At 44.2% G+C, this 13623-nt stretch carries 14 protein-coding genes and 1 riboswitch; of the genes, 5 read left to right on the top strand and 9 right to left on the bottom strand.

Annotation, left to right across the window (positions count from 1 at the left end; genetic code table 11):
• The first annotated feature begins 61 nt into the window (after positions 1-61).
• Both ABU165_RS14060 and ABU165_RS14055 read left to right on the top strand, forming a co-directional pair.
• Positions 62-1801, top strand: a complete 1740-nt coding sequence (locus ABU165_RS14060) for an AAA family ATPase (protein WP_318060683.1) — start codon at positions 62-64, stop codon at positions 1799-1801.
• Positions 1802-2037: 236 nt separating this feature from the next.
• Positions 2038-2328 carry a hypothetical protein gene (locus ABU165_RS14055; RefSeq protein ID WP_318060682.1) on the top strand — a complete coding sequence of 97 codons (291 nt, stop codon included), beginning with the start codon at positions 2038-2040 and terminating at the stop codon, positions 2326-2328.
• Between the two features lie 44 nt (positions 2329-2372).
• Here the strand turns inward: ABU165_RS14055 and def are convergent, their stop codons facing one another.
• A complete protein-coding gene (gene def, locus ABU165_RS14050; protein ID WP_009793686.1) occupies positions 2373-2951 on the bottom strand; it encodes a peptide deformylase in 579 nt (192 codons plus the stop codon).
• A gap of 122 nt (positions 2952-3073) precedes the next feature.
• On the opposite strand from def, the gene ABU165_RS14045 reads away from it, so the two are divergent.
• Positions 3074-4345 carry an ATP-binding protein gene (locus tag ABU165_RS14045; protein ID WP_094769498.1) on the top strand — a complete coding sequence of 424 codons (1272 nt, stop codon included), beginning with the start codon at positions 3074-3076 and terminating at the stop codon, positions 4343-4345.
• A 36-nt stretch (positions 4346-4381) separates the two neighbouring features.
• Here ABU165_RS14045 and ABU165_RS14040 read toward each other — a convergent pair whose 3' ends face one another.
• Positions 4382-4792, bottom strand: a complete 411-nt coding sequence (locus ABU165_RS14040; protein ID WP_022543891.1) for a hypothetical protein — start codon at positions 4790-4792, stop codon at positions 4382-4384.
• A 285-nt stretch (positions 4793-5077) separates the two neighbouring features.
• Here ABU165_RS14040 and ABU165_RS14035 point away from each other — a divergent pair, with 285 nt between their 5' ends.
• On the top strand, positions 5078-5722 hold the full coding sequence (locus tag ABU165_RS14035) for an SDR family oxidoreductase (protein WP_318060681.1): 645 nt from the start codon (positions 5078-5080) through the stop codon (positions 5720-5722).
• Positions 5723-6099: 377 nt separating this feature from the next.
• Here the strand turns inward: ABU165_RS14035 and queE are convergent, their stop codons facing one another.
• From queE to queC, 3 genes are read right to left on the bottom strand one after another with little or no spacing between them, the layout of a single operon-like run.
• The gene (gene queE, locus ABU165_RS14030; protein WP_009793682.1) at positions 6100-6825 is read right to left on the bottom strand and encodes a 7-carboxy-7-deazaguanine synthase QueE; all 726 of its coding nucleotides are present in this window, start codon (positions 6823-6825) and stop codon (positions 6100-6102) included.
• Positions 6818-7291 carry a 6-carboxytetrahydropterin synthase QueD gene (queD, locus tag ABU165_RS14025; protein WP_318060723.1) on the bottom strand — a complete coding sequence of 158 codons (474 nt, stop codon included), beginning with the start codon at positions 7289-7291 and terminating at the stop codon, positions 6818-6820. Before queD ends, queE begins: the two co-directional genes overlap by 8 nt.
• A gap of 1 nt (position 7292) precedes the next feature.
• Positions 7293-7949: a 7-cyano-7-deazaguanine synthase QueC gene (gene queC / locus ABU165_RS14020; protein ID WP_009793680.1), complete on the bottom strand. Its 657-nt coding sequence runs from the start codon at positions 7947-7949 to the stop codon at positions 7293-7295.
• Between the two features lie 50 nt (positions 7950-7999).
• A riboswitch (PreQ1 riboswitch) is annotated at positions 8000-8042 on the bottom strand.
• Positions 8043-8728: 686 nt separating this feature from the next.
• On the opposite strand from queC, the gene ABU165_RS14015 reads away from it, so the two are divergent.
• Positions 8729-9514, top strand: a complete 786-nt coding sequence (locus ABU165_RS14015) for an HAD family hydrolase (RefSeq protein ID WP_009793677.1) — start codon at positions 8729-8731, stop codon at positions 9512-9514.
• Between the two features lie 14 nt (positions 9515-9528).
• Here ABU165_RS14015 and ABU165_RS14010 read toward each other — a convergent pair whose 3' ends face one another.
• The 4 genes from ABU165_RS14010 to ABU165_RS13995 all read right to left on the bottom strand — a co-directional run bounded on the left by ABU165_RS14010 (position 9529) and on the right by ABU165_RS13995 (position 13444).
• Entirely contained in the window at positions 9529-10140 is a 612-nt protein-coding gene (locus ABU165_RS14010; RefSeq protein WP_035402537.1) for a lysophospholipid acyltransferase family protein, read from the bottom strand.
• Positions 10141-10255: 115 nt separating this feature from the next.
• Entirely contained in the window at positions 10256-10978 is a 723-nt protein-coding gene (locus ABU165_RS14005; protein WP_022543894.1) for a CBS domain-containing protein, read from the bottom strand.
• A 126-nt stretch (positions 10979-11104) separates the two neighbouring features.
• The gene (locus ABU165_RS14000) at positions 11105-12028 is read right to left on the bottom strand and encodes a class F sortase (RefSeq protein ID WP_318060680.1); all 924 of its coding nucleotides are present in this window, start codon (positions 12026-12028) and stop codon (positions 11105-11107) included.
• A gap of 72 nt (positions 12029-12100) precedes the next feature.
• Positions 12101-13444, bottom strand: a complete 1344-nt coding sequence (locus ABU165_RS13995; protein ID WP_318060679.1) for a copper amine oxidase — start codon at positions 13442-13444, stop codon at positions 12101-12103.
• Between the last annotated feature and the right edge of the window lie 179 nt (positions 13445-13623).

The raw sequence follows: 13623 nt of genomic DNA, 5'->3' as shown, positions 1-13623 counted from the left end.
ATCTATACAGTCCGAACAAGTTTTCCTATAATGGAGATAGATTCATTTAGGAGGGAAATTGTTGAAATCCACTTTCAAAAAAATTTCGAAACCTGTCCCCCTTATTTCATTGGCCATTCTAATTGCTGCTGCTGCGCTGTGGTTCAGCCTATCCGGCAGCAAAGAAGTTACCATTCCCTTTTCTTCCATAGAAAATATCATTCAGGATCATCCTAGTGAAACTGTCCTATTAAAAGAAATGAAAAATGGCACTCTCCATTTGACCGCAGGTACAGCTGAGTATGTGTCACAGGTGCCTCCAAACAGCCAAATGGTTGCTAAACTGATTGAAAATTACAATATCCAGTACAGCTATTCTTCCGCAAATCCATTTACATTCTGGATTTTGGGTGGAACACTGATCCTTTTTGCAGGGATTGGCCTTTACCTTCATAAATCCGGCAAAGGAATATCCACCGCCAATTCGATGAAAAACAGCGCCAGCAAGGCAAAGCCCCTTCCTTCCATCACAATGGATAATATTGGCGGCCTTCAGGATGAAATGAAGGAGGAAATCCTCCAGACACTTTCCATCATTAAAGACAGGGAAGCATCAATCCAGCTTGGTGTGAAGCCGCCAAAGGGAATCCTGCTTTATGGACCTCCGGGTACAGGCAAGACGCTGCTTGCCCAGGCGATTGCCAAGGAAATCGGCGCTTCATTCTTTTCAACCAGCGGATCTTCTTTTAATGAAATGTTCGTCGGCGTAGGCGCCTCAAGGGTCCGAAGCTTATTCCAGAACGCCAGAAAGCACTCACCTGCAGTTGTCTTCATTGATGAAGTCGATGCCCTTGCAGGCAAGCGGAAGCAGCATGGCGGGGACGAAAGCGAGAAAACATTGACTGAGCTGCTTGTCCAGCTTGACGGCGGCCATTCAAATGACGGCATCCTGTTCATCGCTGCTACAAACCGCAAGGATATGCTGGATGATGCATTCCTCCGTCCAGGCAGGATTGACTTCTCTTTCCTAGTTCCGCTTCCGGATACAAAAGGAAGGCAGGAAATCATCAGCATTCACACAAAAGGCAAGCTTCTGGCAGAAGATGTAGCAGCTTCCCTGCCTGCACTGGCAGAAAGCACTTCCGGCTTCTCAGGGGCTGACATCAGCTCTCTCTTTGAGACAGCCAGCAGAAGGGCCATCCGGAACGGGAAAGAAAAAATAGATAAAGAAGACCTTGATTTTGCCATTGACCGGACGGTGCTTGGAAGCACAACACGCCCGCTTCAGGACCCCGAGACTAAAAAGAGGGTTGCCATCCATGAAGCCGGACATGCCTTGATTGCCGCCATCACCAAGCCTGGCTCAGTAAGAAAAGCAACAATCATACCACGTGGACAGGCGCTCGGATATGTTGCACCCATACCAAAGGAGCTTCATCTGTCCACCAGCAGTGAGCTGCTTGACCAGGTCAGCATGATTCTTGCTGGCGGAGTTGCAGAAAGGCTGTATCTCGGCGAGCATAGCATCGGTGTCAGCGGCGATGTCCAGCAGGCCAAGCATATACTTGAGCAAATGGTGGAAATCGGCTTATTCCAGGACGGTTTCAACCTGACCTTTGTCAAAGCGGAAAAGGAAGCCAAGATGCAAGAGCTGTTCCAGCAGGCTCTAGCTAAAACAGAAATGCTCATTAAAACGAATGAATATGAATTTGAATGCCTGGTTGCGGCCCTTCTGAAGAAAGAGACACTGGAAGGTGCAGAGGTTCAGGAAATTGTTGGCGAACCATCGAAGCAGCATGAGGCAGAACTTGTGACAGTATAGAATCAGCAGAAAGCAGCCCTCGGCTGCTTTCTTTTTTTTGATAAAAAGCGCTTTGCCTATATTCCAGTATAAAGCATTGAAGAACAGCCATACTAGCGGTGTAGGAATTGCAAAGGTTTATCAGATAAAATAGAGGCTCCTGCCGGGTACAGTCCCTATAAGCCATGCCTCATTCGTTCATTGATGAAGAATAAGTTGATGCTGTTTCTATTTAGAGTCTGAAAGGAGAATTCAATATGAAAGAACAATTAGAGCACATTAAACAGCTGCTGGAGGAAAATTTTGATCATCCTGAGTCACTGGAGCTGGATTCGTGCATCCAAGAACTTGAAGCACTAAAAGAAACAGCCGGGAATAAAAAGATTATGATCCAGGATCTCATCAACAGTCTGACCCATGCCCGAAACAGCAGTAAAGAGCTTCTGAATGAAGGGACCCCTTCCTCATCAGCAGCCTTCGGCCAGGCGTACCGGGCAATTGAACAGGCCATCTCTTCGGTTTCTTTCACAGATAACGACCCATATTAAAAAAAAGGAGCGTTTCCGCTCCTTTTTTGCTGTTTTTCTCCATCTTAAAACAATTCAGCAGCTGATGCACCTGCAGGCAGCTCGAATGGATTTTCTTTGTTGATGCGGTCATAAAACATGATGCCGTTCAGATGGTCAATTTCATGCTGGACGATGACAGACGCAATCCCTTTTAGGCGCATCTCTACCTGCTCCCCTTTTTCATCGGAATATTTGATCTTGATTCTTTCATAGCGGGGAACATAGCCTTTAACCTCCCTGTCAACAGAGAGGCAGCCCTCACCCTCCGGAAGATAAACCATTGCAGCAGAGTGGCTGATGATTTTAGGGTTAAAGACCCTCAGCTCTTTTACTTCCCCTTTTTCATCCCTGAAGAAGGCAGCAAACATTCTCTTATCCTCCCCTATCTGGTTGGCTGAAAGGCCGACTCCGGGCCTGAGCTGATATTTGTAGGCCAATTCAGGATCCTGGCTGTTTTTTAGATATTCCATCATCATCTCCATGATAACATGGTCTTCCTGATTGAGAGGGACCGCCACTTCAGCTGTTTTTTGCCGAAGTATAGGATCTCCTTCTCTGACAATGTCTTTCATTCTAATCATTTTTCTGTCCTGGCTGTCCATAACTACCATTCCTTTGTTTTTTGTAATGTGTAAAGTCCTCTGCAGGCTCTTTAAAATGCCGTCTATCCATTTTCAAAATATTTGCTATAATGTTTTTGACAGGACTTTAAGTGTGGAGGCTGATGAAGTTGCGGGAGTTTGCTGAAAATCTATTTCTTCATTTTTTTATCATGATGATCATCCCGCTTATGCACAATGTTAGCATAAAGCATGAAAAAAGAGCATGGGTCATGTTTTTTGCTGCTGCTGCCTCCCTGGTGCTGACACTGGCATTTCCTGTGAGAATGTCCAATGGCCTTGAATTTGATATGAAGTTCATACCTGTATTTTTTTGTTTTTTCTATCTTGGACCTGTCGGAGGGTATTTGTCAATCGCGGCCCTTCTGATTCTCATGGCCCTTTTTAATATAGATAATCTTTATGTAACTCTCATAAATTATTTTATTATATCAATACCGATGCTGTTTATCCGGAAAAAATATCAGAAGATCAACATCCTTGGTAAAACCTTGGTTGCTTTTGCTTTTTACTTTTTAATCACGTTTACCAGGCTGATATATTTCCTGCAGACTGGCCATATTCAGCATGCAGTGAACCTTGCCCTTTTCTTTCTTTTATCATTTATAAGCCTTTGTGCTGCCATTTATATTATGGAAATGTACAGATTGCACTCAGAAATGGCTGAGAAACTACAAACAGCAGACAAATCCAATGCGATCAGCCAGCTTGCAGCCTCTGTTGCCCATGAAATCAGAAATCCCATGACGACAATCAGAGGATTTCTGCAGCTTATGAAGGAAGAGCAAAACCTGACGGACGGCCAGCGGTCATATGTAGCAACTTCACTTGAAGAGCTTGACAGGGCGAATCATATTATTTCAGATTTCCTTTCGCTCGCAAAACCTTCGATATCCTCAAAGGAAAAGCTGCCGGTAACAGATCTAGTGAGGGAAATTTCCGAATTCATCAGGCCTTTTGCCCTTTTATCCCAAGCAGAAATCAGATGTCGTACCCAGGATGATTTATATATATATGGCAATGCAAATGAATTTAAGCAGCTGATGATCAATCTTATAAAAAATGGGGTAGAATCAATGCCTGACGGAGGTTCTATCATTGTGACCGCAGAGCAGGATCAGAAGGAAGTTTCCGTAAAAATAAAAGATGAGGGCTCAGGTCTTTCACCTGGACAGCTCAAACAGCTGGGCAGCCCCTATTATTCAACTAAAACGAAAGGCACTGGCCTGGGGCTGCTTATTTCATTTGATATCATCAAACGGCTTGACGGGCATTACGAAATTATCAGCGAAAAGAATAAAGGGACTGAATTTATACTGATCTTCCCTGCAGCTGAAAGAGAATCCAGCGGACAGCATCCAAATCAGCCATTGTAACCAAAGGAATTCTGCCCAATAAGGCAGCGTTCCTTTTTATATAAGCAGTGCGTCCTCAAACGGAGCAAAAAAGACTCCTTTTGGCCCCAGCATATCTGTTTCTGAATCTCTTTTTTCTCCTTTTACCTCATATTCACCTTCAGGGAAATAATCGAACATTCCGCTCGATTTATGAAGCTCTATAAAACAGTCATGAAGCTCACACATTAATGTCTGGTATTCTTTATTGTCTAAGGGGTCTCCGTATTCATCCAGCTTAAAATTGGCCTTTATCAGCTCTTCAAATTCCAGATTGCCTGAAGAAGCTACATACAGGTCTACATCGCTGCAGTCTATGCAGAGCAGCATCGGGTCGTCCTTGATGTCCAAATACGCTTTTTCCACCATCTTTTTCAGCATATCCTCTATTTCATCTGCATTTATAAGTGTTTTGGCTGTTTGCAGCATGAATATTACACCTCCAAAACCGAAACCATCCAATAGTACATGAGGTTTCGTCTGGGTTCTATTATAACAAATCGCACCCAATAAGTCGTCTTTCGAGCTGATGCGCCATAAAACGCCAGCATGCTTATTTTTTCGGTAAGAAAAAGGGCAGGCGTGTCAGATTATGCGCTTTCCCAAGAAATATTTCTTATTTCCTGTTAGGGGATATGCTGCAGGCGGAATGTTTTGGGTCTATCAGGGTAGATTGTTATTATACAAATGTGTACTTGGAAAGGAGAATGCACCATGAAAATCCTGATTGTTGGAGCAAATGGGCAAATAGGCAGACATCTGATTGAGAAACTGGCAGAAACTGAACATAAGTCAGTTGCCATGGTTCGTAAAGAAGAGCAGGAAAGCGAATTGAGAGAACTCGGTGCCGATGAAGTGGTCATTGGTGACTTGGAAAAAGACTTCTCGCACGCTTTCGAAGGAGTGGACAGTATTATATTCACTGCAGGTTCCGGCGGGCACACAGGTGCGGATAAGACCATACTCATAGACCTTTGGGGTGCAATCAAGACGATTGATCAGGCGAAAGAGCATAATATCAGCCGCTTTCTCCTTGTCAGCAGCATGAATGCGGACACTCCTGATACAGGGATAGAATCCATGAAGCATTATTTTGTGGCTAAGAAACTTGCTGACGATCATCTGCGTTCATCAGGGCTGGATTATACAATCGTACGTCCGGGCGGACTTCTTAATGAGCCTGCGACGGGGAAAATTCTGCTGGAAGAAAAGATCAAGGAATTCAGCTCAAGGGAGATCACCCGTGAAGATGTCGCTGCGGTCCTGGCAGAAGCGGTTGACCTTGAGAATACCTATAAGAAAACATTTGAAATCCTGAACGGGGAAACACCGATTAAGGAAGCATTGAAGCAGGTATAAGGAAGAAAGCCAAAAGCAGGGTTGCTGCTTTTGGCTTTTTATATTTGTGTGAGATAGGATTTAGAAAAAGAATCTTTAGACTTTATCAATACTCCACATTGGAATGATATAGATCGTTGAAGATAAGATACCTGGTAAAAAAAGCCAGTGTAGTCTGCTTCTATTTTGGTTTACCAGTAATAGGTGTGTTGATTTCCGTTCCAGGCACTTCGCTTTCCGCGGGGCGGCGCTGAGCCCTCTTCGCTCCGCTCATGCGGGGTCTCAGCCTTGCCGCTATCTCCCGCAGGAGTCTACGTGCCTTGCACTGCCATCAACTGTTCTCTATTATTTTTTCTCAATACTTCTAGCCGATTACGGCTGTACTATAACCGCACCAATCATACCCCTCTCATATTCCCCCACACAAATGTATGCAGCTGGGGCAGAACCCTGACTTCTTTCATTTCTTCTTCAAGCATTGCTTTTTCGATCAGCCAGCTGTATTTCTTCAGCTGCTGGCTCAGGAATTCGTCATTATTTGCAGCAGACAAATGTTCGTTGCCTGCCTGCAGGTAAAGTGGAATTCCTGGATATCGCTTCATTACCTTTTTGCTGTATTCAAAATCATTCTCGTCAAAAATAACCACCTTCAAGCTCACCTGGTGTGTAAAGCGATCTGCCAGTCTTTCAAAAATATCATCAAGAATTTCGAAGTCTGTTATCATGCCAGAGCTTGGCGGCTTTGGCGAGATTGTCAGCTGATCTATGGAATAGAACCAGTCCTGCCAGCGGCTGCCCTGTGTTTCCAGACAGAGTTGAATATTTTCTTTTTTTAACAGGCTAATCAGTTTGTCGAGATTTTTAAGGAGGGCAGGATTGCCGCCGGAAATCGTGACGAATGAGAAGCCTTCCCCGCCGATTGCCTTAAGTTCATTCCAGATTTCTTCTGCATCCATCTGTCTGATCAGCTCCTTGCCTGTTCCATCCCAAGTGAAGGAAGAATCACACCACGAGCATGAATAGTCGCACCCGGCGGTCCTGACGAACATTGTCTTCTGGCCGATGACCATCCCCTCACCCTGGATGGTAGGCCCGAAAATCTCCATGACTGGAATCTTACTCATTCTCCATCCACTCCCTCCTCGCCTCTGCATAACTGGTCGGAGTTTCAAACAATCTCACGAATTCGACCCTTGCATCCTGCTGCGGCGAGTAATCCTTTAGGCAGGCAGACATTTGCTCATAAATCCAGACAACCATATTTTCAGCTGTGGTGTTCATCGGAGGAAGTGTTTCATTCAGATATTTATGGTCAAGGTGGACTTCAATTTGTTTTTTCCATATTTCTTTAATATCTCCAAAGTCTATCAAAAGGCCAATTTCATCCACATACCCGCTGATTCCGAAGATGACCTTGTAGGTATGCCCGTGAAGGTTTTTACATTTGCCTTCATAGCAATGGAGATGATGGGCAGCATCAAAAGTGAATTCCTTGCTTACTAATACTCTTTTTCTATGATATTTTAGCTGGTTTTGCTTTATATCTTCATTTATCTTCTGAAGCTTGTCGACGATCCGGAAGCCATACATATCAGACTCCCTGCCTTTCAGCAAGATAGTCTTCCAATCCGCGCTTGCGCAGCCTGCAGGCAGGACATTCCCCGCAGCCGTCAGCGATAACACCCTCATAGCAAGTCAGAGTCTGCTTTCTTACATATTCAAGCGCCCCCAGCTCGTCAGCCAGCTTCCATGTTTCCGCCTTATTCAGCCACATGAGCGGTGTGTGAATGACAAATTGGCTATCCATTGAAAGATTCAATGTGACATTAAGCGATTTAACAAACTGGTCGCGGCAGTCGGGATAGCCGCTGAAATCTGTTTCGCATACGCCTGTAATGATATGCTTCGCTGCAACCTGGCTGGCAAGCACCCCTGCAAAAGATAAAAACAGCAGGTTTCGGCCTGGGACGAAGGTTGAAGGAAGCTCCCCCTCCTTCTCCTCTACCTTGATATCCTTCCTTGTCAAAGCATTAGGAGCCAGCTGATTTAAAAGGCTCATGTCAAGGACATGATGCTGGATAGCTAGGTCAGCGGCAATTCTTCTGGCGCATTCGAGCTCTGCAATATGCCTTTGGCCGTAATCAAAGGTGACTGCCTCCACCTCTTTGAAGTTCTTCTTAGCCCAAAAAAGGCAGGTCGTGCTGTCCTGGCCGCCGCTGAAGACGACGATTGCTTTTTCGTTTTTCATGGTTTGATCTCCTTTAACAGAAAAACAGCACCACTAAGAAAGCGGTGCTGTTTTCCTTAGTTTTTTTGAGAGGGTAGCTAGAACCTCTACCGTTTCAAGAACGGATTTTTATGCAGTTGTCAAAAATGACAGGTTTTATTCTACCATAAATATATGAGTCTATAAAAGATTGATTCTCTTTTTCTTAATAAAAATGTTTGATGCATGAGACACGTGGTATATAAATGATGCAAGCCAAAATATTAAAGGAGGGACTGGAAGCGATGGATCGCAGAACAGCGACTTCAAAATTGGTATTTGGCGCTGCACAAGAGGAAACTTTTACAGACAGGTCAATTGGGACACTTGTCCTGAATCGATATACGTAAACATCGATTCGGCTGTGATGTCTGGTTTCCATGATCCTTTTGGAGGATTGAGAAAAAGCGCCTATTCAGGGAATTGGCGCTTTTTCTCGTTAATGGCTATTACGAAGCTGTCTTTGCCTTTTAATCCCCATCCTCCGTGACATCGAGGCAAGGCCAAAACTAATCAGGAGGGACTGGTATCGATGATTCGGTTAACAGCGACTTCTCGTTTATCGTTTGGCATTGAGAGAAAGATCAATTTTGCTTACCGGTCAAAGGGTCCGCAGTTCTATGGCCGCTATATGATAATACGGTAAGGAGCAGAAAGCGCCAGCAGAATCCGGCGCTTTTTGTTTTATGCCGGAATAATGGATTTCTCCCCTTTTTTGTGCTAGAATCCCCTTTAAATAACCAGCCGCAAGGAGTATTGACATGACAGCTTATCAAATTATTTTTTTGGATATTGACGGCACCATTCTTCGTCCTGATGATACCATACAGGAATCGACCAGGCATGCAGTCGCACAGGCAAAAGAAAAAGGCATCGAAGTGTTCCTTGCCACCGGCAGGCCATTGCATGAAATAGCAGAAATCGGAAAAGAGCTGAACATTTCCTCTTTTATCGGATATAATGGGGCCTTTGCCGTCCACAAAGGCAAAACGGTCCTGGATAAGCCGATGGACCGGCCAGTGATTGAAGAGTATTTGCAGACGGCAAAAGAGTATAATCATCAAGCAGTGCTTTATTCGAGTGAACAAAACTTATTGACCGACAAAGATGCCGGTAAAATGAAAGACTTCCTTGCCAAGTTCCATCTTAACAAAAACGCACTGATCAAGCCTGAGCACTTCGATCAGATTCTTGGAATGACAGTCCTCTCTCTTAAAGAAGGAGAACAGCATCTTTATGAAAGGAATGGAATTCATCTTTCCCAGGTTAATGTAGATGGAATGCGCGACTGTTATGACGTGATCCGCGATACAGTCAATAAGGGTTATGCCCTGGAGGTCGTCATGAAAGAGCTTGGCATCCCCCGGGAGGCCTCGATTGCTTTTGGCGACGGAATGAATGATAAAGAAATGCTGAAATATGCCGGTGTAGGAATCGCAATGGGCAATTCACATCCTGACCTGTTGGAGTATGCAGACAAAAAGACGACCACAGTGTCAGATTCCGGCATTTTTAATGGGCTGAAAGAGCTTGGAATAGTAAATTGAATTGCAGCCGGAAACTATTTCCGGCTGCTTATTTTATTGGATTTCAGCTCTTCTTCCAAAGCCAGCATCGTTTCAGAGAGCTGCATCGTAATTTGCGACAGTTCATCTTTATCTTTTTTGCCGCTGCTCAGGTCGATAGGCTGTCCGATTTTAAGCAGGATAGGCTTGCCTGACAGCAGTGCTTTGACGCTTTCAGGTCCATAAAAGGCAGCAGGCACGATCACCGTCTTTGCCATGCTTGCAATTGTGACAGCCCCCCTTTTCAGGGATGCCTCCTCGCTCGACCTTGTGCCTGATGGAAAAATCCCGACTGTCTTCCCCTTTCTCAGAAGCTGGAGAGGAATCTTCAGTGTGCTTGTGCCAGGGTTTTCCCTATTAACAGGAAAAGCATTGATGCTTGTCAAGAACTTGCCTGCCAAACTCTTTTCAAACAGTTCTTTTTTTGCCATGAAGTGAATCTGCTCCGGGAAAACTCCTGCACCAAGTGCAACTACATCGACCCAGCTCCTGTGTGTACAGGCAATTACATACCCTTTTTCATCCGGCAGATTTTCCTTCCCTTCTATAATGAACTTCCCTCTTGATTTAAAAACTGCATTAGCCAGCCGGGCAAAAAAATTATACATCATGCTGACCCTCCCTTGTTGACAAGATTTATCATTATTTTAACACCAATTATTAGTATCTGGTACTAAATTTTACGAAAATAAAGAACGGGCTATTTAGGAGCCCGTTCTTTCCTCATTCAAATGAATCCACTTCAAGGAGGTCCCAGGAAGTAATGAAGCCTTGCGGTTTTTCATTATATCCGCCATGCTCTGTAACAATGATCCCTTCCAGCTTTTCATTCTTTGCATGATGGTCCTCGAACATATTTTCAATTTCAAAGATATCTAAATCTGCTGGAGCAAAGGCGATTTGATGCTTGAATTTCTTGTTATAGAGTTCCTTGATTTTCACTTCCTTAAGGCTGACAGTATCCTCAGAGAAATGCTCAGACATCCATTTTACGATTTCTGCTGAAGTAAGGAGCCAGCTGTATTCTTCTTTTTCGTTATAAATTGGGAATTGTGAATGCGAGAAACTATTGATAACCGAAAGCACATCTGAAAGCTTCCCTTCTTCATAAAAATAAAAGACCGGCTTGGCTGCTACCGAGATTGCAGTTTTAGGCTTTTCAAAATAATCGGCAATCTTTTCGATCTTTTCAACTGTTTCCAGATGGGGCTCTGCAATATAATAGCCAAGATCTATTTTTTCATGGACGATTGCGTTTCTCAGCTTGGCGAATTGGAAAAGATCAACCTCGTAACTTCTTACAAGTGAATGGCTTTTCCCCAAATCGACCAGCTTATGGAATTTGTCAGTGCGCGCGTTTTTAACTGATTGCTTCAATGCTTTGTGAATACGATTGAACGCAGCTTCAAAGCGCTCAGACAGGTTTTTCTCTGCTGTTTCTGCCATTATAATCTCTCCCAGGAATAAAATCTTTCGTTCATTTATTCCCTGATTCGCTGAAAAACTAACATCGGAAAAGAAAGTATTGATCTTCCTCATTAATATAATCTCAGCAAATATACTGAATGGATACTATTTTGTGACAATCTCAGATGGTTTAGATTCATTGCCGGATGAGCTGACTGCTGTGATATAGAAGGATGTTGCTTCTTCATTATCAATAACCATGCTCTTTCTTTCATGAGATGAAATACTGGCTGCATGGATGAAGTCTCCATTTTCTGTGCTGCTGTAAATGCGGTATCCTGAAATCTCACCGCTTCTGACTGCATGCCAGGTAAGCAGGCCCCCGCTTATTTTTACATGTTCAGGCGGTAGCGGTACTACCAAGGTTTCTGCTTTGTCTTCCTGTCCTGACTTAAGTACTGTGTAAACCACAAGCCTTTCTTCATGCGTGTTTGTTTTACGATTGTAAGTACCTGTGCACGTTATAAGGTTAAGCCTCCGTTCGTCTGAAGGACCAAACACTTCGCTGATGGGTGCGCGGTCATAAGGATAGCTTTTTAATTGCTGAACCTCAAACGTATAGCTTAGTCCATCCTGTGCTGTTATAATCACTGCATCCCCTTTTACAAGATCTTTTAAATAGAAAAAAACTGCGGGTCCTGCTTTACTGTCTACATGCCCAGCTATGACACTGCTTCCTTTTTCTCCAGGTTTTATTCCCGGTTCGAACCATCCGGCGGATTTGTTGTCATCAGGAACCCCCATTGCGCCATTCTCCAGGACGCCTACCTTGCCGACCGGGGCCTCGATTCCCAGAGAAGGGATTTTTATTGCTGCTGGTTCTATCCCTTTCAAATTCTCTTCTTCCTTGGTTTGAATCTTTATATCTACTGAATGGAATTCGTTTTTAATTTGTGACTTTTTTAGTTCCAGCTCCTGCTTTTGTTTAATTATGGGGGGATCCTCTAATTCATTGCTGTCCTTATAGCTAAAGCCTCCGATGATAAAACAGATCAGGCTGCCGGCAAGCAATACGGCTGGTTTTTTCATGGCTTCACCTCCCAGCGTCGCGGTTAAATCAAAACCGGGAAGAGGCCAGCGAACTTCCCAATTTTGCTGCAATTATTTTACTGCTTTTTTTCTAAGAGAAAATACTCCTCCTGCTGCAAGCATCACACCGAGTACACTCCATAAAATTGTGGCTGCATCTGCAGGATTGCTTGCTCCGCCCAAGCCTGTCTTGGGCATAGTTTCCGGCATGGCTGCTTCTGCAAACTTATCAGGCATCTGTGTGACAATTGCATTTCCCAGTACTTCCCCGATCGTGAACATAGCAGCAAATCCTTCACGGAAAGTTCCTGCTGACTCCTCATAATTGCCGGCTTTATATTGGTCAAAAGCCATGAGGACCTGGTTTTCATGGGCTTTTACAGCTGCTTCAGCGTCAGCTGCAGGAAGATTGCCATCTGTTGCCGCACCGAGGAATCCGCCGAAATCTTTTGCAAATTTGTCAAGCTGTGCCCTGGCTGCTTCGGCAGCTTCTTTATCTCCTTCAAGCTCTGCTGCTGCAATTTTGCCCTGGGCATTAATGTGGTCAGTCTGCCAAACTTTTTCAAACTGCTGTGCACCAGCTTCACCGTAAATGCTGCCTATGGCCGCCTTGAAGTCTGCAGTGTTGGCATTTTCTGCCCAAGTGATGAAATCATAATCCTCTGACTGAGTATATCCTTTTTCCATTCCCATGACTGCCAATGCAAAGTGTTCGGAAGCGAGGCTATTAAGGGCTGACCTCAAATCGGCCGCTGGCGTGTCAGAAGAAGAATTTGCAAACTTTTCCGGCATTTGAGCTGTGATGGCTGATGAAAGTGCTTTGCTGATGGAGAACATATGCTTGTACCCTTCACGGAAGCTTTTGTATGCTTCCTCGTATTTACCCTCAACATAATGATCAAAGGTTTGAATGACTTGGTCTTCGTGGAGGCTGACTGCTTTTGCAGCGGCTTCTGCCGGCAGCTTCCCTTCTGTTGCCTTGCCTAGGAAGGTGGAAAACTCTACAACAAATTCGTCCACTTCTTTTTCTGCTTCCTGTCTGGCAGCTTCATCATCATTCTTAGCTGCTTGCACGAAGGTGTCTGCATAGCCGTTATGTCTCCGGAAAATCCTTTCAAACTCAGCAGCTCCTTCCTCACCGTATATGGAGGCAATTGCCGGTGTCATGTCGAGTGCATTCTGGTCCAGCGCTTTTGTAAGTGCTTCCGCATCCGTGGCACCTTCAAAGGATTTGGTCATGGACGAAACGGCAAGTATATAATGCTCTGATAAAAGCTGATCAAGTGCTGCCCTTAGATCGGCTGCTGGTGTTTTTACCGTTGGGGTCTGTTCTGCGGCAGATCCTGCAGAAGGGAATAAAAGTGAAAGCCCCAGTACAGGAATAATCATTTTTTTCAGGTTTTGTTTCAAATTCATGTGATGCACTCTCCTTTTCATAAGTTATTTTTTTGATTACATCTACTAAACGCAGCGGATTTTCTTTTGGATCACATTATAGAGACATTTTTTAATATTTTCTCAATATGAAAACATGCAGGAAGTTTTTATAGAGCCATTTACACTTCATTTCTATCTAAGAAGCCGGATGCTTCAAC

Source organism: Cytobacillus sp. T106, from assembly GCF_040492155.1.
GTDB lineage: Bacteria > Bacillota > Bacilli > Bacillales > Cytobacillaceae > Bacillus_AB > Bacillus_AB infantis.
Note: the sequence above shows the minus strand (reverse complement) of the source record. Positions and strands in the feature narration are given on the sequence as shown.